Raw genomic sequence first — 23,794 nt, 5'->3', positions numbered from 1 at the left:
GAACCCGGGATGTTCTCCCTGGTACTTCATTCCCATCTCCCCTGGCTCGCCAACCACGGCCGGTGGCCCGTAGGTGAGGAATGGCTGTATCAGTCATGGGCTGCGTCGTATCTGCCGTTGACCGAGATGCTGACCCGACTGGCAAGTGAGGGACGTCACAACCTGCTGTCATTGGGCATCACACCGGTGCTCGCAGCGCAACTCGACGACCCTCACAGCCTCGCCGGCATGCACCACTGGCTCGGCAATTGGCAACTGCGCGCCCACGAGTCGACAGATCGGGCGCTCGCAATCCGCGAGCATCGAGCTGCCGCGTCGGCGTTGGACACTTTCGAGACACAGTGGCGTCACGGCGGTTCTGCAGTCATTCGTCGACTTGTCGATGCGGGCACCATCGAACTTCTCGGTGGCCCACTCGCCCATCCCTTCACTCCGCTGCTGGATCCACGACTGCGCCAGTTCTCACTGGCGGAGGGGCTCTCGGATGCGCAGACACGCTGGGGCACGAGGCCGAACGGCCTCTGGGCACCGGAGTGCGCATACACACCGGGCATGGAGGTCGAATACGACGCTGCAGGGGTCACCCACTTCATGGTCGACGGGCCGGCGTTGCGCGGCGACACGACCGTGGGACGGCCCGTCCGAGACTCCGATGTCGTCGCGTTCGGGCGGGATCTTCAGGTGAGCTATCGGGTGTGGTCGCCCAAATCCGGATACCCGGGGCACAGCGCCTATCGCGATTTCCATACCTACGACCACGCGACCGGACTCAAATCTTCACGGGTGACGGGTCGAAACGTGGACTCGGCGGACAAGGCGCCGTACGACCCGGAGCTCGCATCTGCGGCCATCGATCGCAACGTGGTGGATTTCGTCGACGCGATACGAAAGCGCTTACGCGCCGAATCCGCCCGTGCCGGAAGACCGGCCCTCGTGGTGGCCGCGTTCGACACCGAACTGTTCGGCCATTGGTGGTTCGAGGGTCCGGTCTGGCTCGAACGGGTCCTGCGAGCACTACCCGAAGCCGGAATCGACGTCGGCACCCTCGACGATGCGCGATCGAGGGGTTACGTCGGGTCCCCGGTCGAACTGGCGGACTCTTCATGGGGCTCGGGCAAGGACTGGCGGGTCTGGGCAGGAGATGCCGTCGAAGACTTGGTCACGCTCAACGCCGAAGTCGTGGCGGCCGCGCTCGATACCGTCGACAGCTCTCGCGACAACGTATCGATTCCAGGACAGCCCGAATTGCGTAACCGGATCAACGACCAGATGCTGCGTGAGACACTGATGGCGGTAGCCAGCGACTGGGCCTTCATGGTCAGCAAGGACACCGCCGCTGGCTATGCCCGCGAACGAGCGCACGTACACGCGCACGCTCTCCGGGAAATCGCCGACGCGGTGAACCAGGGGCATGACGCGGCAGCGAAGCGGCTCGCGGCGCAGTGGAACCGAGCGGACGGACTGTTTCCTGCGCTCGATGCCCGGCGCCTACCAGGTGGTCGTCGGTAGGCCACATGCACACTGAACACGGGGCTGTACGGAGGGGAACGTCGAAGTGAAGATTTTGATGGTGTCGTGGGAGTACCCACCGGTCGTCGTCGGTGGGCTCGGTCGACACGTCCATCATCTCGCCACCGAACTCGTGCGCGCGGGTCACGAGGTCGTCGTTCTCTCGCGCCGTCCCACCGGTACCGACGCATCCACACATCCGACCTCGCACCATATCGAGGACGGCGTTCTCGTGGTCGCGGTGGCCGAGGATCCGGCCCATTTCGTCTTCGGTGAAGACATGCTGGCATGGACGCTGGCGATGGGTCACGCCATGGTTCGGGCAGGGATCGCGTTAGGCAAACCCGGGCTCGGTGAAGGCTGGCAACCCGACGTCGTCCACGCACACGACTGGCTCGTCGCTCACCCCTCCATCGCCCTCGCCGAGCACTACGACGTCCCGCTGGTGTCCACCATCCATGCCACCGAGGCCGGAAGGCACAGCGGCTGGATCTCGGGTCAGGTCAATCGGCAGGTGCACTCGATCGAATGGTGGCTCGCCAACGACTCCGACGCCGTCATCGCGTGCTCTGCGTCCATGAAGGACGAGGTGACCCGACTTTTCGACATTCCAGACGCCGCAGTCACCGTCATCAGGAATGGGATCGACATTCGTGCGTGGAACTTTCGGCTACGGGAGCCGCGGACGACACCGGCGACACTGCTCTACGTCGGGCGACTCGAGTACGAGAAGGGCATTCAGGATGCCATCGCCGCACTCCCCCGCATTCGACGCTCTCACCCCGGCACCACGTTGCACATTGCCGGGGAGGGAACACAATTCACTTGGCTCGCGCAGCTGGCAAGGACCCACCGCGTCGCCCGTGCGGTCTCTTTCCTCGGCACCCTCGGTCACGCCGATCTACTCGGCGCCCTCCACAGTGCCGACGCCATCGTGCTCCCGAGCCGATACGAACCTTTCGGGATAATCGCGCTCGAGGCTGCGGCAGCAGGCACACCGCTGGTTGCATCGACCGCGGGTGGGTTGGGCGAGGCGATCGTGGACGGGCAGACCGGGTTGTCGTTCGAACCGGCGGACGTCGCCGGGCTCACGGCCGCCGTCCGGAACGTGCTCGACAACGTCGATGCGGCCCAGGCGCGTGCTTCGGCGGCGCGAGAACGCCTCACCGTCGATTTCGACTGGAAACACGTAGCCGAATCGACAGCGCAGGTCTATCTTTCGGCAAAGCGCAAGGTTCGGTTCCCGCTTGCGCGGCCGAACATCGTCGAGCGTGCGCTACCCGAACGTGGTTGAGTCGTCCCGAGCCGCCTCGGCCGCAGTGAGCGCCTTCTTGCGGGCGATGTCCTCGAGAGCGGCGATGTACTCGGCGCGCTTGGCCGCGCCCGCTTCCCAGTCCACTTTCCGATTTCGCACGACCTTGACGGGCGCGCCCACAGCAATGCTGTAGTCGGGAATATCGCCCTTGACGACGGCGTGTGCACCGAGGACGCACCCTCGACCGACGCGCGTCTCCCGCAGCACTGTCACCTTGGCCGCGATCCAGGTGTCCGGTCCGATCCGCACCGGCCCCTTGACGATTCCCTGATCCTTGATGGGCATCGTGACGTCGTCCATCCGATGGTCGAAGTCGCAGATATAGCACCAGTCCGCGACCAGTGTCGACGCACCGATCTCGATGTCGAGATAGGCGTTGACGACGTTGTCCTTGCCGAAGACGACTTTGTCACCGATCCGCAGCGATCCCTCGTGGCTCCTAATGGCGTTGCCGTCGCCGATGTGAACCCAGCGACCGATCTCGAGCCGTGACAACTCTGGAGTCGAGTGGATTTCCACGTTCTTACCGAGGAAAACCATGCCGCGCAGGATCACGTGCGGGTTCGCCATCTTGAACCGGGCCAGACGGTAGTACCGGACGAGGTACCACGGCGTGTACGCCTTGTTTCGGCGGATCCATCGCAGTGAGTCGAGCGTGAGGAACTGTGCCTGGTCGGGGTCGCGTCGTCTCGAACCACGCCACCGCGTACGCAGCGGTGCGTTCCACATGCTCGTCATAACGCTTCACCCTAGTTTCGGTGCTCTCGCAATCCAACTTGGCCGCCTGAGCCTTCCGACGGCCGTTGATACGTGGGACACCACGGGATCGCCAGAGAGGCCGCGACGCGAGATCGACACCTCGGCCGCGATAGTCTCTGTCCCGACGAGTGCGGCGCCTCCCCCCGGCCCCTCCCTCGAAGATCATGAGCAGAGACCGGACACGAAGGAGATCACAAGGTGCTTGGCGGCAGAGCGGACCGCGTGCGAATCGCGACCCTTGCGATTGTCGGCATCTTGACCGTCGGCGCTTGCTCGAGCGGTGCCGGGACCATCGACGCGTTCGCGCCAGGGGGTTGGCCCGTCGCACACGGCGACGCACGAAACAGCAACACCACCGAACACACCGACTTGTCCGCGGTCTCATTCGCGTGGTCGCGTCCGCTCGGTGGCGCCGTGGTGTCGCCGGTATCCATTGCCGCGAGCGGACAGATGTTCGTCTCGACCTACACCGACGCCGGGTGCAACCTCTTCTCGTTCGATATCGATTCCGGTCGCAAGCGCTGGTGTAACCGACTCGCGCCATCCGTCGCCGTGTCCACCCCGCTCGTGGACTCGGTAGCGAACGTGTACGTCGGCGAGGACGGTGCGTTTTCCTCCTTCAACGATCACGGTCAGTTGCGCTGGCGCACACCGGTCTATGGCGTCCCGCGCACCGCCCAGTTCCTCGGTGACGGAAGCGTGCTCGCGGTGACGCAACTGGGTCAGGTCAACGTTCTGAACACGCAGACGGGACAGTTGACCGTCCCTATCCACGACTTGATCGATACCCCCGACTTCCTCGAATCCCCCGACACGAACTTCCTCGCACCCGACTCCGGACTTGCCGACTGCGCAACCGGATCGGCGTCATGCCCCGTCGGTGCCGCCCCTGCGGTAGACCTCGAATCGTCCTCGATCTATCTCGTCCTGTGGCGGCCCGGTGCGATTGCGCCACAGCTGGCCTCACTCCATTACGACGCCCGTGCCACCCCGGCTCTGACCGAGCGGTGGTCTTCGGAGTTACTCCCGGCAGGGGTGACCTCGAGTCCGGTCCTGTCACAGGACGGCTCCACCGTGTACATCGCCGACGTCGACGGCCGAGTCGGCGCCTACAACGCCTCGGACGGCACCGTGAAGTGGACGCAGGGCGCAGCCTTCGGCGCTTCGGGATCGCCGTCGGTGTCCTCCAGCGGCTTGATAGTTCCAACGGGCGGGGACAGCGGCATGCAAGCCTTACAGGACGAAGGAGATCACGCCACGCTCGTGTGGTCGCGAAATGACCTGCAGCAAGCCGGGGTTCCAGTTCAGAGCGCGGACGGTACCGTGCAGACGGTGGTCCGCCGCGGCGAAGAATTGGCACTCACCAGCATCGATGCCCAATCCGGGAATACCAATTCCGAGCAGATAATCCCGGACGCAACGGGTTTCACCGTAGGCACCTCCATCGGACCGGACGGTCAGGTCGTCACCTCGACCTACCTGGGCGAGATTTTCACCTACGCGTCCTGACCGTCGCGCCCGGTCTGCGTGCCTCGCAGATGAACGCGACCCCCGCCCGCTCGACTCGGGTGATGATCACCGACAAGGCGGTCTCCCCTCGCAGCTTGAGTTTGGGTCGCAATAGGGCCGGGTCGACGTCCACGCCGCGCACGAGAATCTCAACAGCTCCACATCCGTGAGCAGTCAGAGCTTGGCGCAACGTCTTCTCCGAGTACTTGATTCGCTCGAGAATTCGAAATCCGTTGACACCGTCCGGCACCGAATCTCCGGTGAGGTACGCAATTCGGGGATCGAGTTGCCACAGTCCGTGTCTGGCCGCATAGTGTCGAACCAAACCTGCGCGGACGACCGCCCCGTCAGGGTCGACGATCCACGCCCCTGGAGCTTCGACCTCGATGTCATCGGGCTCTGCGTCGGTGATCTCGTAGGACGATCCCGTCGAGGAGAGAACCGACGCGCGTCTACGTACGTCGGGCCGCGTGAGACCGGGCGACCACAGACATGCCTCTCGGACCCCGGAATCCAGTGATGTCACCTCGATCTCGCCGGCGAAGTCCAGTCGGTCGAAATCCAAACCGGGTGCACATTTGACGACCAGATCGCGCCCGGCATACGCGTCGAGAAGCGCCGGGAGCGGAGGTTCGAGTGCCGCGGGATCAAGTGTTCGCCTCCCACCGCTGCGGCGTCCTGGATCGGCAAGGATCACCGTCCCCCTCGTGGTCGGGGTCAAGGCGTTCGCGCGCAGCAGGGCCGCGTCAGGCACGTTGTGCGCGGCCATCCGCAACCGCGTCGGATCCAGATCGCTGCCGATCACCGTGTCGTTGCCGGCACCGGTCAAGGAGGCCAATTCGGTGCCGATGGAACACGTCACATCGTGCACTGCTCTACCTGCCAAACGGTCGGCCCTACGATCGGCGACAAGTGACGGTGTCGCCTGTTGAACGGCATCGTCGGTCAACAACCACCGGTCGGCATCGGTCAACTTCACGCGAGCACGACGACGAAGCGTGACCGTTTCCACGAGAGCTGCGACATGATCGGCGTGCGCCGACCTGATCGCCCCGATGTCGGCCAACATCGACGCGGATGTCAACGCATAACGGTCGACATCCGCCAGCGCAGCAACGCCGACATCGCTGAGGAGATAGTCGATGTCGGCGTCGCCGAAAAGATAAGCCATGTGCAGTACCGGGGTGAACGCTGGATCAGTCCGACTTCACTCCGGTAATCATCACGTTGTAGAAGTATCCACGCGGAACGACGTGCGTGAGCACCTTCTCATCGAGCCAGCTCAGTGTCTTCCAGCTACCGAACGCGAACTTGGCCCAATTCCAGCCGAGCTTGTCTGCAGGCACGGCGGCCTCGAAAGTGCGGACCGGCCAGCCGAGCAGAGCAGCTGCAAATTCTTCGGTCCGAGCCTGGACGTCGACGGCGCCTGCCGACACCGCAATGTTCTCGAGATCCGTGGGATCGAATGTATGCAGATCGACAATTGCCTCGAGCGCCGCTGCGCGGGACGACTCGTCGAGCTCCTCCTGCGGCTTGCGCCAACTGCTCAGGAACGGCAGCTTGGTTGTGCGAGTGGTCGCCTCCCACGTCAGCCGACCGAGCCAGCGGGCGTAGAAGTTGCCTACGGTTGTGGGTTCACCGGCGAACACGAAACGTCCACCCGGTTTGAGCACTCGCAATACCTCACGAAGCGACTGTTCGACGTCGGGGATGTGGTGCAGAACCGCGTGGCCTACGACCAGATCGAACGTGTTGTCTTCGTACGGAATCGTCTCGGCATCGGCGACCCGACCATCGACGTCGAGATTCAGATGGCCTGCGTTGCGCAACGCAACCTTGACCATCCCGGGAGACAGGTCCGTCACCGAGCCCTTCTCGGCGACACCGGCCTGCATCAGGTTGAGCAGGAAGAAGCCGGTGCCACAGCCGAGTTCGAGTGCTCGTCCGTACGGCAGTGCCTCCTGCGCGCCGGCTTGCCCATTGACAGCCTGATCGAATCGGCCGCGCGCGTAGTCGATGCAACGCTCGTCGTACGAGATCGACCATTTGTCGTCGTACGTTTCGGCTTCCCAGTCGTGGTAGAGCACCTGGGCGAGCTTGGTATCGGACCGTGCCGCCTCCACCTGCTCGGCGGTGGCGTGTGGGTTGGGCGTCGGGTCGCTCGAAGCGTCGGGGACGGCTCGCAGGCTGGTGTCAGCGCTGCCGGTCGACGAATCTTTGCCGTCGTGGGGGCTTGCAGTCATGAGGGCAGCCTACTATCCGGTAGGAAATGAACAAGTTCTAGTTTCTTGTATCTTTTCACTCCCCGGTGAACGCGGCTTTGCCAGGTCCGTTCGCTATGAAGGATTCCATCCCGATCGTGCGATCGGCCGTGGCGAAGAGGGATGCGAACTGGCCGGCCTCGATCTTCAAGCCAGTGCTCAAGTCGGCGTCGAGCCCCTGGTCGATCGACGCTTTGGCTGCTGCCAACGCCCTGGACGCGCCTCCGACGAATTGGGAAGCCCACTTTCGCGCCGCGTTGTACACCTCGTCCGGGGCCACGACCTCGTCGACGAGACCGATCCGCAGTGCTTCCTCCGCACCGACGAAACGGCCTGTGAACACGAGATCCTTGGCCTTACTCGGCCCGATCAGGCGGGCGAGACGCTGTGTGCCACCGCCGCCGGGGATAACGCCGAGAAGCACTTCCGGCACACCCAGTTTGACGTTGTCTCCGATGACTCGGCGGTCCGCGCTCAGCGCTACCTCCAGTCCCCCACCGAGTGCGTAACCGGTGACCGCGGCGACGACCGGTTTGGGGATGTCGGCCAAGGACCCGATTGCCGACTGCAGATCACCGGCGATGTCGCTCATCTGACCGAAGGTGAGCGTTGCCATCTCTTTGATGTCTGCACCGGCCGCGAAGACCTTCTCGCCGCCGTACACAATTACCGCCTTGACCGAAGAATCGACGGTCGCCGCGCGGGCCGCTGCCCGCAGTTCCTCCTGGACCTGCCGATTCAACGCATTCATGGGTGGACGAGCCAACCGAATGGTTCCGATACCGTCTTCGACCTCTAAAGTTACGAACTCAGCCATGGGAACACACGCTACCTGTGCGATCGGTCTGCGAACTCAGGGGTAGGCGACGCGACCGACCTAGGGTTTTCTACCCGACCATGGATGCGCGCTGTCCGCGTAGTACCCGTCCTGGCCTGGGAAATCCACCCGAATCTTTCCGTCGACACGATATAAATCGGGTTGGATCGGCGCAATATCGGGCGACGCGTCGAGAATATCGGCGATCGAGTCGAAGCCTTCGAGTCCTGACAGCTGGCTCCACGTCGGGGGCAACAAGATCGTCTCTCCGCGTCGCCAGTCCGCCAACGCTGCCGTCGACGAACGCCATCCAACCGATGCCGCTTCACTGGTCGCTCCGTCTGCCTCCTGGCCGTCCGGAAGCACTGCCACGAAGAATCTCGTGTCGTAACGACGTTTCTCTCCGATCGGAGTGATCCAGTTCGACCACGGCCGCAGCAGATCGGCTCGCAGAACGAGCCCGTTGCGGGTGAGAAACTGGCCGAACGTCTGCTCCCGCCGCTCCAACTTGCCACGATCTTCTGCGAAACAACTGGTATCGGCAACGGTCGAGTCCGGCGTAGGGCCTGCGAGAAGAACTCCGCATTCCTCGAAAGTTTCGCGAGCTGCAGCGCACACGAGCGCTGTCGCTTTGCGCTCGTCGACACCGAACCTTTCCCCCCACCACGCCGGCCCGGGGCCGGACCACGCCACGTCGGCGTCCGCGTCGGACAAGTCGACGCCACCACCCGGAAAGACGGTCATGCCGCCGGCGAACGCCATTCCACCGACGCGTTCGAGCAGAAACACCTCGATACCGAGGGCACCATCTCGAACCAAGATGACGGTCGACGCGTCGCGGACGGGGACTTGCTCGGGCACCGACACACCAGTTGATGTCATGTTCGAGAACCTACCCGGCACCGAACCTGCCGCCTTCAGCGGCGATGCTGACCGGGCGTACGGGCTCGACGGGCGAAGAATCGACCGTCGACTCGATCGAGCGCAATCGACTGGCTGAACGCCTCGGTCAGATTCTCCGCGGTGATGACGTCCTCGAGAAGCCCCTGAGCAACGACCCCACCTTCTTTGAGCAGCAGTGCGTGACTGAAGCCAGGTGGTATTTCCTCGACGTGGTGGGTGATGAGGACGGTTGCCGGTGCGTCCGGATCTGCAGCCAGGTCAGCCAACCGCGCGACGAGTTCCTCGCGGCCGCCCAGATCGAGCCCTGCCGCCGGCTCGTCGAGTAGCAGCAGCTCCGGATCGGTCATCAGTGCTCGTGCGATGAGCACCCGCTTGCGTTCGCCCTCGGACAGCGTTCCGTAGGTGCGATCAGCCAGATGCTCGGCGCCGAGGCTTTCCAACATTTCCACTGCCCGCTCGGTATCCATCTCGTCGTAACGCTCACGCCAGCGGCCGAGCACGCTGTACCCGGCCGAGACCACGAGGTCGATCACCGTTTCGTCTGCCGGAATCCGATGTGCCAACGCGGACGACGAAAGGCCGATTCGAGTTTTCAGTTCGGCGACATCGACCTTCCCCATCACTTCACCGAGAACGTGAGCCGTTCCCGAGGTCGGGTGCACCTCCGCGGCCGCAATGCGCAGGAGCGAGGTCTTGCCGGCCCCGTTGGGCCCGAGTACGACCCATCGTTCGTCGAGTTCTACCTGCCAGGTGACGGGACCGACGAGTGTTACCCCGCCCCGCCTGATGAGAACGTTGTTGAAATCGATGAGCAAATCGGGATCCGGTTCAGACACGTGTCTATCTTGTCCCACATTCGTCGGGCTTTCACGGCAGGATCTGCAGGCGTGTCGTCCAACCTTCATCTCGCCTGGCGCGAAGAGACCCCGCCGCCAGGATCGCCGCTACCCCTCGGGGCAACTGCCTACGCGGGTGGTACGCAATTTGCAGTCCACTCCCCCGACTCGGACGGCATCGAGGTATGTCTGATCGATCCGGATGGAGCCGAGCGAAGGGTCGAACTACGCAGCCGCACCTTCGGGATCTGGCATGGCATCGTTCCGGACGTCGGACCGGGACAGAGGTATGGGTACCGGGTACACGGCCGCTGGGATCCCGCCGCCGGACGCCGCTTCAATGCGCACAAGATTCTGATCGATCCCGCCGCCCGTCGGATCACCGGAAGCCTCGGATCGGCTCAGGCCCTACTGCCTTACGACGAGGATCCGTTCGGACACCCCAGCACCATCGATTCACTGGGGTCGATCCCACTTTCCGTCGTCACCGGCCGATCCGCTGTCGACACCGGTTCTGCTCCGGACGTCCCCTGGGATCGCACGGTGATCTACGAGATGCACGTCGGTTCCTACACAGCAAGAAACCCGGCCGTTCCCGCGGCACACCGCGGGACGTATCTCGGACTCACCGCACCCGCAGTGCTCGAACATCTGACCCGCCTCGGTGTGACCACCATCGAATTGCTCCCGGTTCAAGCGATGCTCACCGAACCAGGTGTGCGCGCCCGCGGCAAGCGCAATCATTGGGGCTACTCGACCGGCGCCTACTTCGCACCCGACCCCCGTTTCGCAGCGGTACCGGGAGCCGAGATCGACGAGTTCAGGGCAATGGTGCGAGCACTTCATTCTGTCGGAATCGAGGTCGTCCTCGACATCGTCTACAACCACACCTGCGAATCCGGGGTCGACGGCCCCTCGATCAGCTGGCGTGGGCTCGATGCCCCCGGCTACTACTTGTTGGACGGACGTGGCTACGACGTCGACCTCACCGGGTGCGGCAACACGCTCGACTCGGCGTCACCTGCCGTGGTTCGGATGGTGTGCGACAGCCTTCGATATTGGGTCACCGAGATGGGTGTCGACGGGTTCAGGTTCGACCTCGCCAGCACCCTCGGCCGGCCAGGAGGCTGGCGATTCGATCCACGTGCTCCGCTACTGACTGCGATCACGACCGATCCGGTTCTGTCGCGGACGAAGCTGATCGCCGAGCCATGGGACGCGACCGGTGCGGGGTACCAAGTCGGCAGTTTCGGAAGTCTGTGGTCAGAATGGAACGATCGATACCGCGACACCGTGCGCCGATTCTGGGCTGGACACACTGGTGTTCGCGAACTCGCCTCCCGCATGGCAGGTTCGGAAGACATTTACGGCGGGGGTTCACGCAAGCCTTGGGCATCGATCAACTTCGTGACGGCACACGACGGCTTCACCATCGCCGATCTCGTCTCTTTCGCAACCAAACACAACGAGGCGAACGGTGAAGACAATCGCGACGGGACCGACAACAACTACTCCGTCGATCACGGAACGGAGGGTCCAACCACCGACCCCGCCATCCTGGCCGAACGCGGTCGTCATGTCCGCGCACTCCTTGCCACGCTGACGCTCTCGACCGGCACTCCGATGCTCCTCGCAGGTGACGAGCTCGGCCACACCCAGTTCGGCAACAACAACGCCTACTGCGTTCCCACCGATGCACCCGCTGCCCAATCGTGGGCGCTCGACTGGTCCAACGTCGACGACGACCTGATCGCCTTCGTCGCCAGACTCCTCCGAATCCGTCGCAGCGCTCCATCACTGCGTCAACAGGAATTCTTCACAGGCCGTGACACTCCGTCGGGCCGGCCGGATCTGGTCTGGTTCGGTGCCGATGGCGCAGAGTTGACCCCGTACTCGTGGAACGACGACTCGGTACGCACGTTGCAAGCGTGGGTGGACGGCGCAGACGTTCGGTCCTACGATCCCGACGGGCAGCCCGTCCGTGATGCAAGTTCGCTGTTGATCGTGCATTCGGGTGGACCGACCGACATCGAGCTGGCCTGTCCTTCCTGGGCCGCAAGCAGATTCGTTCCGGTGTTCGACTCGTCCACTGCCACCGGGGTTCCCGCAGATACGACGTCGTTGCCCGCCGGATCGGCCATCTCCCTTACGGGTTCAACGGTCCTCGTACTGCGCAGCGACGGCAGGTAGCGCATGAACAGTTGAACGAGTGGCCCGATCCCCAAGGCGTACAGCACGGTTCCGAGACCTACGGTTCCTCCGAGCATCCAGCCGGTTGCGACGACGGTCAGCTCTATACACGTACGGACGAGGCGAACCGAGAGCCCCGTTCGTGCGACCAGTCCGGTCATCAGGCCGTCCCGTGGACCGGGACCCATTCCCGCACCGATGTACAGGGCCGTCGCGAACGCGTTGACGACGATGCCGGTCGCCATCATGACCGCTCGGACGGCGATCGGGTCGAAGGTCGGGAGCCATCGAATCGACAGGTCGACTGCTATCGCAATCACCACCACATTGCTGATGGTCCCCAGTCCTGGCTTCTGTCGCAATGGAATCCAGGCGAGCAACACAGCGACTCCGGTCGCTGCGGTGATCGCTCCGAAACTCAGTGGCACGTGCAGGCTCAGGCCCTGATGCAGTACATCCCACGGATCGAGTCCGAGACCGGCGGTGATCATCAGCGCCATCGAGAACCCGTACAGACACAGACCCACGTAGAGCGCTACGAGTCGTCGCCCGAGGTGGATCAGGCGAGCACGGGCGAGCATAGAGACGATCCAAGACATCCATCGAGTGTCCGCCAGACTGGTAGCGGCACAAACATCCAGTGGCGAGCCGGTGGACCCTCTACCGATGTCAGGGTGATGCGAGTGCGATGACGGTCATCGAACCGGGGGCTACTTCGGTGAAGCCGGCATCGCGGACGGCCACCGCGCCTTCACCATCTCCATTGCCGTCGACGAGCGCGCGAGCGCTCGCCCATTGCTCTGGATCAGCGTCGCGGACCGAACACTCGAAACCCTGCTCTGCCCACGCCCGAGCTTGCTCGACACTCATCGCGGCCGCCAACAACATCGACGCATGCGCTACCTGGGCAGCAGCCTTGCCTACTGTCATGTCCAACGACCGGTCGATCCACAACACCGGCACAGCGGGTCGAGGCGGTCCCGGATCGTCGTGCTCGAGATCGGTTCCGACGATCTGCAACTTCTTGATTCGCGAGTCGAGATCGCCGACGCGTCCGGGAACAAACGCGCGGGCCTGGGCTGCGCCGACTTCGGCGGTGACACCGTCGACTGCGAGAGCCGCTTCCCATTGGGCGCCGCGGGCGCGGCGAGCAACCTTTCGGATGCGTGCCGAAGTCCACGCCCGGAACTGCTCGTCCCACTCGCCGCCGGGTCCTGCGCGTTCATCGAGGCAGATCCGCACCGTTGCGATCGCCGCCGCTGCCAATAGCTCGCTGCGCATCGGCGGGTCCGCTTTGGAAATATGAAGCACGAGTGGCATCGCGAGAACATCCGCCGGGTCGGGCGGGTCTTCCCTGCCCCCATATTTGAGGGCCAGGACGGCGTGACGCTCGGCGAAGGTACTTGGCGGAGGAACTGGCTCGTCCGCCGGTTCCGTCACGGGTTCGGTCATGGGATCGGGACGCGTCGGACGCCACCGTCGATGGCGTCCGCAGCCTCGATTTCTCCACGCGTCACACCGAGCATGAAGAGCACCGCATCGAGATACGGATGCGAAATCGCGGTGTCGGCAATCTCGCGCAGCGCAGGCTTGGCATTGAACGCCACGCCCAACCCAGCTGCTGTGAGCATGTCGATGTCGTTCGCACCGTCACCGACAGCAACCGTTTGCTCCATCGGAACCCCGCACTGCGCTGCAAAATCCCGCAACGCTGTCGCCTTAGCTGCCCGGTCGATGACCTCGCCGACCACCCGACCGGTTAACTTGCCGTCGATAATCTCGAGTGTGTTGGCTTTGACGAAATCGAGCTCGAGTTCATGTGCGAGACCGTCGATGACCTGACGGAATCCGCCGGAGACGACGCCACAGTGATATCCGAGTCGGCGCAGGGTGCGGATGGTGGTACGAGCACCCGGCGTCAACTCGAGCGCGTCACCTACCTCCTCGATGACCGAAGCATCCAGGCCTGCCAAGGCCTCCACCCGCTGGGTGAGGGACTCCGCGAAGTCGATCTCACCACGCATTGCAGCCTCGGTGACGGCGCGGACCTCTTCTTCGCGGCCGGCCTTCGCTGCCAGCATTTCGATGACCTCACCCTGCACGAGAGTGGAGTCGACGTCGAATACGATGAGACGTTTGGACCGCCGAGAAATTCCGCTGCGCTCCACCGCGACATCGCATCCAACTCCGGCAGCGATCTCGGACAGACCGGTCCGAAGTCGGCGGTCTGCGTCGGGAGTCGTGTCGGTCGCCGTCACCTGAAGTTCCAGTCCCGTGACCGGGTAGTCGGCGATGCCACGAATCGAGTCGATGTTAGCGCCCTGGCGTGCCAGTTCACGCGAGATGGTGCTGAATGCGCGTGCTGTGACAGGGCGGCCCAGAACGACCACCACGTGGGTAGCCAGCGAGCGCTTGCCGACAGGGTCCGCATCGATCTCGACGTCGACGTGCACACCCACCGTCGACATGGCTTCTTCGAGTTCTTCCTGCAGGTCCTCGGGATCGTTCGGACAGGTCAGCAACACGCCCAGCGTGAGCCGTCCACGGATGACTACCTGCTCGACGTCGAGCAGACTGACCTCGTGCCGTGAGAGCGCAGCGAATAGAACCGAGGTGACACCCGGCTTGTCCGGACCCGTCACCGTCACGAGTACAGCGGTGTCCGATGACGCCACCGATTCTCCCTTCACACGACCCGCTCTGCAGAGGAGTCGAAAGTTGATTGGCCTGCCAGGTGATTGTTGCAAGCGAAGAGCCCCACCCGGATACCGGGAGGGGCTCTTCAGGTCGATCGGGTACTTACTTGGGATCCGTATCGCCCGAGTGCTCGTGATCGCTGGTGGCGAGAGGAGCTCGACGCGCCTGCTCGAGAACCTCGGTGGTATGCCCACCGTGACTGCCCGGACCCACATGAGCCTCGGCACGCAAGCGATCCACCATGTGCGGGTAGTGAAGTTCGAATGCCGGACGCTCGGAACGGATTCGCGGCAGTTCCGTGAAGTTGTGCCGCGGCGGTGGGCACGATGTGGCCCACTCCAGCGAGTTGCCGTAACCCCACGGGTCGTCCACAGTGACCACCTCGCCGTAACGATAGGACTTGAAGACGTTCCACACGAACGGCAATGTCGAAGCGCCGAGTACAAACGCACCGATGGTCGAGATGATGTTGAGCGTGGTGAATCCATCGGAGGCCAGGTAGTCGGCGTAGCGACGCGGCATGCCCTCGTTACCGAGCCAGTGCTGGACCAGGAAGGTGCCGTGGAAGCCGAGGAATGTCAGCCAGAAGTGCCACTTGCCCAGCGTCTCGTCCATCATTCGGCCGGTCATCTTCGGGAACCAGAAGTAGATACCCGAGAACGTTGCGAACACCACCGTGCCGAAGACCACGTAGTGGAAGTGCGCCACTACGAAGTAGGTGTCGGTGACGTGGAAGTCGATCGGCGGGCTGGCGAGCAGGACACCAGAGAGGCCGCCGAAGAGGAAGGTGATCAAGAAGCCGATAGCGAAGAGCATCGGGGTTTCCAGTGTCACCTGACCTCGCCACATCGTGCCGACCCAGTTGAAGATTTTTACACCGGTAGGCACCGCGATCAAGAACGTCATGAACGAGAAGAACGGCAACAGCACCGCGCCCGTGGCGTACATGTGGTGAGCCCACACCGCGATCGAGAGAGCAGCGATGGCAATCGTTGCGTAGATCAAAGTGGTGTATCCGAACATCGGCTTACGCGAGAAGACCGGGAACACCTCGGACACGATCCCGAAGAACGGCAACGCGATGATGTACACCTCGGGGTGGCCGAAGAACCAGAACAAGTGCTGCCACAACAACACTCCCCCGGTCGCCGGGTCGAACAGATGCGCACCGAGATGTCGATCTGCTGCCAATCCCAACAGTGCCGCCGTCAACAGCGGGAAAGCAAGAAGAATCAGAATGCTGGTGACCAGGATGTTCCACGTGAAAATGGGCATCCGGAACATCGTCATACCCGGTGCACGCAAGCAGATGACCGTCGTGATCATGTTCACCGCACCGAGAATGGTGCCGAGACCTGCGATCGCGAGACCCATGATCCACAGATCTGCACCGACACCCGGCGAGTGCAATGCACTCGAAAGCGGGGTGTACGCGGTCCAACCGAAGTCAGCAGCACCACCGGGGGTGATGAATCCTGCCGAGGCGACCAACGCACCGAACAGGTAGAGCCAATACGAGAAAGCGTTCAACCGCGGGAACGCCACGTCCGGCGCACCGATCTGCAGCGGCAGGATGTAGTTGGCGAAGCCGAACACGATCGGCGTCGCATACAGCAACAGCATGATCGTGCCGTGCATGGTGAACAGCTGGTTGTACTGCTCGTTCGACAGGAACTGCATCCCCGGTACCGCCAGCTCGGCGCGCATGAGCAACGCCATCAAGCCACCGACAAGGAAAAACGCAATCGATGTCACGATGTACATGATCCCCAACACCTTGGGATCTGTCGTCGTCACCGCCTTGTGAACGAATGAACCCTTGGGTCCCATCCGCGGCGGAAAAGGCCTCACCGCTTCCACAGCGGGAGTGGGCCTAGGCGCTAGGGCAGTCACTGATCCTCCTGAATGCGCGTCGTACCTCGAACCACGAGGCGACGTCCTGGTGTCTTGCGCTCCACGAATCGTAGACCGTCCCACAGAGCAGCGCCGAACCGGTCCTACCGTGTGTCGTATTCGATTGTACGAACCCTCCGGACAACGAAACCAACCCACCCTCACACCACCATGTGAAGGGATCGACGGCAGTGGACCGATATGGTGTGAGCGCATCCCACTCCCGTTAGGAACGCACGAGTTGTCCACTACCTCAGGCCTGTCGACCGTGACCTCGACTTCGCGCGCCGGGCTGATTCTCGCCATCGGCGTCGCCCTGTTCACGGCCGGGTGCTCCACTCCCCCCTCGTCCTCGGACGACCCGTCGACCATCGTCCGGAGCACGACCAACATTGCCGGAGCGGGTGTCGTCGGCAACGACCGCAAGACTGCCGGTCTGTGCCCTGAGGCTGCTCCGCTCGATCCCACCGGTATAGAAGGATCGGTGCGACCGGTCGGTCACACCGAAGGAATCAGCGAGGTTCCGGCCGATCCCATGCGGATCGTGGTGCTCGATGCAGCTTCGCTCGATGCCAGCTGCGCGGTGGGAGTCTGGGAACGAGTCGTCGGTGCGGCGACGCTCGACCCCGACTTCCGTGGGGACGGTGACCAAGAGCTGTATCTGGGACCGGGCATAGCGAGAGTTCCGAGCGTCGGAACTGTCGGCGCGCCGGACATCGAGGCGGTCGCCACTCTCGCCCCCGACCTCATCATCGGGTCCGATTCACTGGGCCCGGATACTTACGCGGCCCTCAGCGGTATCGCACCCACCGTCTTCACGAGCTCCGATGATGGCTGGAAGGGGACCTTCCTGCAGTCGGCTGCTGCCCTCGGACGTGGCCGGACCGGATTCGACGAACTCGCTCGATTCAGTGCCGACGCTCAGCAGGCCGGCCGCGACGTCGACGCCGTCCAGACCCAAGCCTCCCTCGTGCGTTTCCTTCCTGATTCGATCGTCACCGATTCCACGACGTCGTTCGCCGGGCAGGTACTCGCCGAGATCGGCGTTCAGCGCCCACCTGCGCAACGCGATGGTGAAGTCGACATCGCCCCCGACGATCTGCTCGCGGCCGAAGGCGACATCGTCTACGTGCGCTTCGACGGTGACGAGGGCGAATCGTTCGGAACCGAGGTCTTGCGCAGTGATCCGTGGCTGGAGCTCGGATCGGTGAAGGACGGCCGAGTGTTCGCCGTAGACGACACTGTGTGGTCCGGGAGCGGTATCGTCGCCGCGCGGGCGATTCTTTCGGACGTGAAGAACTCCCTCAACGCATACGCTTCTTGAGGTGCCGGTACCCGAGTTCGTCCTCTCGCTCCGACGACGAGTGGGTACAGCACCACTCTGGCTCTCCGGTGTCAGCGCAGTTGTCCTGGACGACGACGACCGGATACTCCTCACGAGGCGACGCGACAACGGTCTCTGGGCAGTGGTGTCGGGCATTCTCGAACCCGGCGAGGAACCCGGACCCGCGGCGCTACGTGAGATCAGCGAGGAGACCGGGATCGATGCGGAGCTGATTCGGTTGACGAGCGTCGATGTCACCGGGCCGATCACCTATCCGAACGGCGACCAAGCGCAGTACCTGGATCTCACATTTCTCGCCCGGCGCACTGGAGGCGAAGCGCACGTCGCCGATGACGAAAACTTGGCAGTGGAATGGTTCGAGTCCGACGCGCTACCGGAAACCCTCTCGGAGACCTCACGTTTGCGGATCGACAAAGCACTCGACGACTCGGTCGAGGCCTGGTTTCGTACTTGATCCACCCGGCTATCGGGTGTGTTCGGCTACCGGCCGGTTGCCGAACACACCACACCGTCCCCGGGGTCAGAAGTCCCAGTCGTCGTCTTCGGTGTTGACGGCCTTACCGATGACATACGACGAGCCCGAGCCCGAGAAGAAGTCGTGATTCTCATCGGCGTTGGGTGAAAGCGCCGACAAGATGGCTGGGTTGACGTCGGTTTCGTCTTTCGGGAACAGCCCTTCGTATCCCAGGTTGTTCAGTGCCTTGTTCGCGTTGTATCGCAGGAACTTCTTGACGTCCTCGGTGAGCCCGATCTCGTCGTAGAGATCCTGGGTGTACTCGACCTCGTTGTCGTACAGTTCGAACAGCAACTCGAACGTGTAGTTCTTGAGTTCTTCGCGCTCGGCTTCGGTGACCTTCTCCAGACCCCGCTGATACTTGTATCCGATGTAGTAGCCGTGCACAGCCTCGTCACGGATGATCAACCGGATCAGGTCGGCGGTGTTGGTGAGCTTGGCTCGTGAGGACCAGTACATCGGCAGGTAGAAGCCCGAGTAGAACAGGAAAGACTCGAGCAGGGTCGACGCGACCTTCCGCTTGAGTGGATCGTCACCGTGATAGAACTTCAGGACGATCTCGGCTTTACGCTGCAGGTTGACGTTCTCCTCGGACCACCGGAACGCGTCGTCGATGTCTCGCGTGGAGCTCAGTGTGGAGAAGATCGAGCTGTAGCTCTTCGCATGTACCGACTCCATGAACGCGATGTTCGTGTAGACAGCCTCTTCGTGCGGGGTGATCGCGTCGGGAATGAGGCTGACTGCTCCGACTGTTCCCTGGATCGTGTCCAGCAGGGTCAGTCCGGTGAACACCCGCATCGTCAACTGCTTCTCGACTGCATTCAACGTCTCCCACGAAGGGATGTCGTTCGACACCGGCACCTTCTCCGGCAGCCAGAAATTGCTGGTCAGGCGCTCCCACACCTCCGAGTCCTTGTCATCCTGGACGCGATTCCAGTTGATGGCCGAGACACGATCGATGAGCTTCACGATGCTTCCTTTACTACCGGTGTAACACTGCCGAATGTTGGCTTATCTGAACACTACCCGTTGTGGTGGGAGGTAATCCTCGACACAAGATGTGTGTCGTAGTTCCTGTGCGTACTCGCAGCCACGCACAGGAACTACGACGACGAAAGCTCTACAGCATGCAGGAAACGCAACCATCCACCTCGGTGCCTTCCAACGCCAACTGACGCAGACGGATGTAGTACAGCGTCTTGATCCCCTTACGCCATGCGTAAATCTGCGCCTTGTTGATGTCGCGGGTCGAGGCGGTGTCCTTGAAGAACAGCGTCAACGACAGACCCTGATCGACGTGTTGCGTTGCCGCAGCGTAGGTGTCGATGATCTTCTCGTACCCGATCTCGTACGCGTCCTGGTAGAACTCCAGGTTGTCGTTGTTCAGGTACGGCGCTGGGTAGTAGACCCGCCCGATCTTGCCTTCCTTGCGGATCTCGATCTTCGCCGCAACCGGGTGGATCGAGGAGGTCGAGTTGTTGATGTAGGAAATCGACCCCGTCGGCGGCACTGCCTGCAGGTTCTGGTTGTAGATGCCGTGTTCTTGCACCGATGCCTTCAGTGCGGACCAGTCGGCCTGCGTCGGAATGTGCACACCAGCGTCGGCGAACAGCGCCGCGACGCGGGACGTGGCAGGCTCCCAAACCTTGTCGGTGTACTTGTCGAAGAATTCACCCGATGCGTATTTGGAGTCCGGGAAACCCTTGAAGTATTCCCCGCGCGCGATCGAGAGCTGGTTCGACGCCTGGATGGCATGGAATACGACGGTGTAGAAGTAGATATTCGTGAAGTCGATGCCCTCGGTGGATCCATAATGAATCCGCTCGCGCGCCAGATATCCATGCAGGTTCATCTGGCCGAGGCCGATAGCGTGAGAGTCGTTGTTCCCCTGCTCGATCGACGGAACCGAGAAGATGTGGGTCTGATCGGACACGGCCGTCAGGCCGCGGATCGCCACTGCGATAGTTTTGCCGAAATCGGGCGAATCCATTGTCTTGGCGATGTTCAGCGAGCCGAGATTGCAGGAAATATCCTTGCCGACATGGCTGTACGACAGATCGTCGTTGAACGTCGACGGGGTCGAGACCTGCAAAATTTCCGAGCACAGGTTCGAGTGAGTGATTTTGCCCTTCACCGGATTGGCCCGATTCACGGTGTCCTCGAACATGATGTACGGGTATCCGGATTCGAACTGCAGCTCGGCGAGTGTCTGGAAGAACTCGCGTGCCTTGATCTTCGTCTTGCGGATCCTCTTGTCGTCGACCATCTCGTAATACGTCTCGCTGACGTTGATGTCCGCGAACGGTACCCCGTAGATCCGCTCGACGTCGTACGGCGAGAAGAGATACATGTCTTCGTTCTTCTTCGCCAACTCGAACGTGATGTCCGGGATGACGATTCCGAGTGAGAGCGTCTTGATACGAATTTTCTCGTCCGCGTTCTCACGCTTGGTATCGAGGAACCTGTAGACATCGGGATGGTGCGCATGCAAGTACACAGCACCTGCACCCTGACGCGCACCGAGCTGGTTCGCGTACGAGAAGGAGTCCTCGAGTAGCTTCATGATCGGAATGACGCCCGAGGACTGGTTTTCGATTCGTTTGATCGGCGCGCCGGCTTCGCGAATATTACTGAGCAGCAACGCAACTCCACCGCCGCGCTTGGACAGCTGCAGCGCGGAGTTGATCGATCGGCCGATCGATTCCATGTTGTCTTCGATGCGCAGCAGGAAGCACGAAACCGGCTCACCACGCTGCTTCTTACCGGAGTTGAGGAAGGTGGGCGTAGCGGGTTGGAAACGGCCGGCGATGATCTCGTCGACCAGATCGGTGGCAAGAGCTTCGTCACCCGCACCGAGAGTCAGGGCAACCATGCAGACGCGATCTTCGAACCGCTCGAGGTAGCGCTTGCCGTCGAATGTCTTCAACGTGTACGAGGTGTAGTACTTGAATGCACCCAGGAACGTCGGGAAGCGGAACTTCTTCGAGTAGGCGTGGTTTATGAGGAACTTGACGAACTCGCGGGAGTACTGATCGAGAACCTCTGCCTCGTAATAGTTTTCCTCGACCAGGTAGTCCAGCTTCTCATCCAGATCGTGAAAGAACACGGTGTTCTGGTTGACGTGCTGCAGGAAGTATTGGTTGGCCGCTTCGCGGTCCTTCTCGAACTGAATCTCCCCATTGGGGCCATACAAATTCAGCATCGCGTTCAGCGCGTGATAGTCGAGATCACCATCCGCGCGGACGGTTGTCTGGGCGGGTGCTGTATCGGTGATTGTCGGTGCCACGGCGGGTGCTCCACTTTCTTCGTGCGTCTTGTACTGCTGAACTCGTACTGATGTCAGTAGGTGTGCGCCGCTCGTCGCGACTCCCGCTCCCAGAAATCGCCGAGCCCGTCCCGAACGCGATCTACGTCTTCGGGGGTCCCCATCAATTCGAAGCGATAAAGGTAAGGAACAGCGCACTTCTGTGAAATGACATCGCCCGCAAAACAGAACGAGTCACCGAAGTTGGTGTTACCAGCTGCGATGACTGCCCTGATCAAGGACCGGTTGTGCTTGTCGTTGAGAAACTTGATCACTTGCTTGGGAACGTAATTGGTGTCACGGCCGGAAAATGTGGTGCCACCGCCGTAGGTCGGGACGATCAGAACGTACGGCTGGTCTACCCGAAATTCTTCCGGCCGGTGAATCGGTATCCGACTCGACGGAAGATCCAACTTGGTGACGAATCTATGTGTGTTCTGCGACGCACTCGAGAAATACACCAGTGGGTGCGTCGAGCCAGGAAGCCGAGCCGAATCGAGACCGGTGAACGTCACACCTGCTCATCTCCGTCTTCTGTTCAAGCAACGCTTGCGGTGAGCGACTTGATGCGATCGGGGCGAAACCCCGACCAATGAGTGTCGCCGGCAACGACGACCGGCGCCTGCAGGTAGCCGAGCGCCATGATGTAGTCGCGGGCCTCGGTGTCCTGCGAAATATCGATGACCGAGTATTCGATGCCCTCTTTGTCGAGGGCACGGTAGGTGGCATTGCACTGAACGCAAGCGGGCTTTGTGTAGACGGTGATGCTCATGTGGTTCCCTTCTCACTGTCCAGCATCGCGGAGTTCACCGAGATGCTCGTAATGCACTGCGGAATAGCTTTTCGAACTTCTTTTTCGTCTGTGTGCCGATTCCGGATGCGAACCCGGATTCGAGCAGTTCCGAGCGGGATTTCACGGGCTTCGTACCGGTTTTCTCGGCGGGGAGCGTTGCGGCCTCTCGGTTGTTCAGACACTACACCTAGTGTCCGACATATAGCTAGAACACGAGATGTTGCGAACAACATCCATGACATTCGCTGGTCACGCTCTCGAGATGGGCCAAAAAAACAACGTCGGCTCGGCGTGTCGTGCATCACATGTTTCCCTGGTGCGCATACGCCCTGAAACCGAGAACAAGCCCCACACGTAACCGCAAGCCGGCGCGCGGCACCCGGAGGGTGAATTCTGCAACCCGTGGACAGCGGAGAGCCCCCGAACACACAATTCGGGGGCTACTCCGCGATGCCTCGACAGAGCAGTTCGCTCCAGGATCGAGGCGCTTCGAATCAGGCGTCGACGAGCTCGTGCGAAGCCTTGACCAACTCGGCCACCACAGCGGAAATCTGCGCCGACACCTCCGCGTTTTCACGGGGATGTGAGGAACCGAACTTGTCCATGGTGCCGCCGATGGTGAGCACGACGTCCTCGAGAACCTTTCCGCCCGCAATGCCGACCGACTTACGTGTGTCGTCATGAGCCCACTTGGCCCCGTTACCGCTCGGCGAGGCGGAGATGACAGCAACCGGCTTTCCTTGTACGGCACCCACCCCATACGGACGAGACAGCCAATCGATGGCGTTCTTCAAGACCGCAGGAATGGTGCCGTTGTACTCAGGGGTGACGAGGAGAAACGCGGTGGCCCCCTCGGCTGCTGCACGCAGACCCAGGGCAGCGGCAGGTACCTTGCCCTCTACGTCGAGGTCCTCGTTGTAGAACGGCACATCCGCAAGTCCTTCGTACACGACCGCTTCGGCACCCTCTGGTACGAGCGCAGCGGCGGTGTGGGCAATCTGCTTGTTCACGGAGTCGATGCGAAGACTGCCGACGAGAACGAGTACGTGCGCTTGCGACATGGAAGAAGTTCCTTCGAAAGTTGGAGTTACGGCCGGTGTAAGTGCATTCCTATCACCCAAACGGACCGTAGTCCATTTGCCTCCCCGG

At 62.1% G+C, this 23,794-nt stretch carries 20 protein-coding genes and 1 pseudogene; 6 read left to right on the top strand and 15 right to left on the bottom strand.

Annotated elements, in window-relative coordinates:
- Window positions 1-9 precede the first annotated feature (9 nt).
- Window positions 10-1,509 carry a 1,4-alpha-glucan branching protein domain-containing protein gene (locus tag QMK32_RS13385; protein WP_283475469.1) on the top strand — a complete coding sequence of 500 codons (1,500 nt, stop codon included), beginning with the start codon at window positions 10-12 and terminating at the stop codon, window positions 1,507-1,509.
- Between the two features lie 46 nt (window positions 1,510-1,555).
- A complete protein-coding gene (locus QMK32_RS13380) occupies window positions 1,556-2,803 on the top strand; it encodes a glycosyltransferase family 4 protein (protein ID WP_283475467.1) in 1,248 nt (415 codons plus the stop codon).
- On the opposite strand, the gene QMK32_RS13375 is transcribed toward QMK32_RS13380, so the two are convergent.
- The gene (locus tag QMK32_RS13375) at window positions 2,786-3,562 is read right to left on the bottom strand and encodes an acyltransferase (RefSeq protein ID WP_084348519.1); all 777 of its coding nucleotides are present in this window, start codon (window positions 3,560-3,562) and stop codon (window positions 2,786-2,788) included. The genes QMK32_RS13380 and QMK32_RS13375 overlap by 18 nt on opposite strands.
- 219 nt (window positions 3,563-3,781) lie before the next feature.
- Here QMK32_RS13375 and QMK32_RS13370 point away from each other — a divergent pair, with 219 nt between their 5' ends.
- Entirely contained in the window at window positions 3,782-5,092 is a 1,311-nt protein-coding gene (locus tag QMK32_RS13370; protein ID WP_283475465.1) for an outer membrane protein assembly factor BamB family protein, read from the top strand.
- Here the strand turns inward: QMK32_RS13370 and QMK32_RS13365 are convergent.
- The 5 genes from QMK32_RS13365 to QMK32_RS13345 are packed head-to-tail and all read right to left on the bottom strand — an operon-like array spanning window position 5,076 to window position 9,909.
- Entirely contained in the window at window positions 5,076-6,263 is a 1,188-nt protein-coding gene (locus QMK32_RS13365) for a THUMP-like domain-containing protein (protein WP_283475462.1), read from the bottom strand. The two genes, QMK32_RS13370 and QMK32_RS13365, sit on opposite strands and share 17 nt — an antisense overlap.
- Window positions 6,264-6,288: 25 nt before the next feature.
- Window positions 6,289-7,335, bottom strand: a complete 1,047-nt coding sequence (locus QMK32_RS13360; protein ID WP_283475460.1) for a class I SAM-dependent methyltransferase — start codon at window positions 7,333-7,335, stop codon at window positions 6,289-6,291.
- Between the two features lie 55 nt (window positions 7,336-7,390).
- A complete protein-coding gene (locus QMK32_RS13355; RefSeq protein WP_283475458.1) occupies window positions 7,391-8,170 on the bottom strand; it encodes an enoyl-CoA hydratase/isomerase family protein in 780 nt (259 codons plus the stop codon).
- A 60-nt stretch (window positions 8,171-8,230) separates the two neighbouring features.
- A complete protein-coding gene (locus QMK32_RS13350) occupies window positions 8,231-9,052 on the bottom strand; it encodes an NUDIX hydrolase (protein ID WP_283475456.1) in 822 nt (273 codons plus the stop codon).
- A 35-nt stretch (window positions 9,053-9,087) separates the two neighbouring features.
- Window positions 9,088-9,909: an ABC transporter ATP-binding protein gene (locus QMK32_RS13345; RefSeq protein ID WP_283475454.1), complete on the bottom strand. Its 822-nt coding sequence runs from the start codon at window positions 9,907-9,909 to the stop codon at window positions 9,088-9,090.
- Between the two features lie 51 nt (window positions 9,910-9,960).
- Between QMK32_RS13345 and glgX the strand changes: the two genes are divergently transcribed.
- On the top strand, window positions 9,961-12,099 hold the full coding sequence (glgX, locus tag QMK32_RS13340; RefSeq protein WP_283475452.1) for a glycogen debranching protein GlgX: 2,139 nt from the start codon (window positions 9,961-9,963) through the stop codon (window positions 12,097-12,099).
- A 59-nt stretch (window positions 12,100-12,158) separates the two neighbouring features.
- On the opposite strand, the pseudogene yczE reads toward glgX, so the two are convergent.
- The 4 genes and pseudogenes from yczE to ctaD form a co-directional block, all read right to left on the bottom strand.
- A pseudogene (yczE, locus tag QMK32_RS13335) lies at window positions 12,159-12,590 on the bottom strand (membrane protein YczE); the annotation flags it as partial.
- A 178-nt stretch (window positions 12,591-12,768) separates the two neighbouring features.
- Entirely contained in the window at window positions 12,769-13,551 is a 783-nt protein-coding gene (locus QMK32_RS13330) for a peptidyl-tRNA hydrolase (protein WP_283475450.1), read from the bottom strand.
- A complete protein-coding gene (serB, locus tag QMK32_RS13325; protein WP_283475448.1) occupies window positions 13,548-14,774 on the bottom strand; it encodes a phosphoserine phosphatase SerB in 1,227 nt (408 codons plus the stop codon). Before serB ends, QMK32_RS13330 begins: the two co-directional genes overlap by 4 nt.
- A gap of 124 nt (window positions 14,775-14,898) precedes the next feature.
- Window positions 14,899-16,689: an aa3-type cytochrome oxidase subunit I gene (ctaD, locus tag QMK32_RS13320; protein WP_269303369.1), complete on the bottom strand. Its 1,791-nt coding sequence runs from the start codon at window positions 16,687-16,689 to the stop codon at window positions 14,899-14,901.
- 241 nt (window positions 16,690-16,930) lie between these two features.
- On the opposite strand from ctaD, the gene QMK32_RS13315 reads away from it, so the two are divergent.
- Together QMK32_RS13315 and QMK32_RS13310 are read left to right on the top strand one after the other, a co-directional pair.
- Entirely contained in the window at window positions 16,931-18,013 is a 1,083-nt protein-coding gene (locus QMK32_RS13315) for an ABC transporter substrate-binding protein (protein WP_283475446.1), read from the top strand.
- A 1-nt stretch (window position 18,014) separates the two neighbouring features.
- Window positions 18,015-18,488: an NUDIX hydrolase gene (locus QMK32_RS13310; protein WP_283475444.1), complete on the top strand. Its 474-nt coding sequence runs from the start codon at window positions 18,015-18,017 to the stop codon at window positions 18,486-18,488.
- Between the two features lie 66 nt (window positions 18,489-18,554).
- Here the strand turns inward: QMK32_RS13310 and nrdF are convergent, their stop codons facing one another.
- The 5 genes from nrdF to QMK32_RS13285 form a co-directional block, all read right to left on the bottom strand.
- On the bottom strand, window positions 18,555-19,517 hold the full coding sequence (gene nrdF / locus QMK32_RS13305) for a class 1b ribonucleoside-diphosphate reductase subunit beta (protein ID WP_088944464.1): 963 nt from the start codon (window positions 19,515-19,517) through the stop codon (window positions 18,555-18,557).
- 151 nt (window positions 19,518-19,668) lie between these two features.
- Window positions 19,669-21,834, bottom strand: a complete 2,166-nt coding sequence (nrdE, locus tag QMK32_RS13300; RefSeq protein ID WP_283475442.1) for a class 1b ribonucleoside-diphosphate reductase subunit alpha — start codon at window positions 21,832-21,834, stop codon at window positions 19,669-19,671.
- Window positions 21,835-21,887: 53 nt separating this feature from the next.
- Window positions 21,888-22,316 (bottom strand): class Ib ribonucleoside-diphosphate reductase assembly flavoprotein NrdI, encoded by a 429-nt coding sequence (gene nrdI / locus QMK32_RS13295; RefSeq protein ID WP_269303736.1) that lies wholly within the window; start codon window positions 22,314-22,316, stop codon window positions 21,888-21,890.
- 74 nt (window positions 22,317-22,390) lie between these two features.
- Entirely contained in the window at window positions 22,391-22,624 is a 234-nt protein-coding gene (nrdH, locus tag QMK32_RS13290) for a glutaredoxin-like protein NrdH (RefSeq protein ID WP_269303362.1), read from the bottom strand.
- Between the two features lie 515 nt (window positions 22,625-23,139).
- On the bottom strand, window positions 23,140-23,706 hold the full coding sequence (locus QMK32_RS13285) for an NAD(P)H-dependent oxidoreductase (protein ID WP_283475437.1): 567 nt from the start codon (window positions 23,704-23,706) through the stop codon (window positions 23,140-23,142).
- Window positions 23,707-23,794: the final 88 nt, after the last annotated feature.

The sequence above is a fragment of the Rhodococcus sp. H29-C3 genome (assembly GCF_030063405.1).
GTDB lineage: Bacteria > Actinomycetota > Actinomycetes > Mycobacteriales > Mycobacteriaceae > Rhodococcoides.
Note: the sequence above shows the minus strand (reverse complement) of the source record. Positions and strands in the feature narration are given on the sequence as shown.

Coding starts and splice junctions, on each gene's coding strand:
- QMK32_RS13375 (WP_084348519.1), bottom strand. CDS start 3,562: ATGACGAGCATGTGGAACGCACCGCTGCGTACGCGGTGGCGTGGTTCG.
- QMK32_RS13350 (WP_283475456.1), bottom strand. CDS start 9,052: ATGACATCAACTGGTGTGTCGGTGCCCGAGCAAGTCCCCGTCCGCGAC.
- nrdH (WP_269303362.1), bottom strand. CDS start 22,624: ATGAGCATCACCGTCTACACAAAGCCCGCTTGCGTTCAGTGCAATGCC.
- QMK32_RS13365 (WP_283475462.1), bottom strand. CDS start 6,263: ATGGCTTATCTTTTCGGCGACGCCGACATCGACTATCTCCTCAGCGAT.
- QMK32_RS13330 (WP_283475450.1), bottom strand. CDS start 13,551: ATGACCGAACCCGTGACGGAACCGGCGGACGAGCCAGTTCCTCCGCCA.
- QMK32_RS13285 (WP_283475437.1), bottom strand. CDS start 23,706: ATGTCGCAAGCGCACGTACTCGTTCTCGTCGGCAGTCTTCGCATCGAC.
- QMK32_RS13360 (WP_283475460.1), bottom strand. CDS start 7,335: ATGACTGCAAGCCCCCACGACGGCAAAGATTCGTCGACCGGCAGCGCT.
- QMK32_RS13385 (WP_283475469.1), top strand. CDS start 10: ATGTTCTCCCTGGTACTTCATTCCCATCTCCCCTGGCTCGCCAACCAC.
- QMK32_RS13355 (WP_283475458.1), bottom strand. CDS start 8,170: ATGGCTGAGTTCGTAACTTTAGAGGTCGAAGACGGTATCGGAACCATT.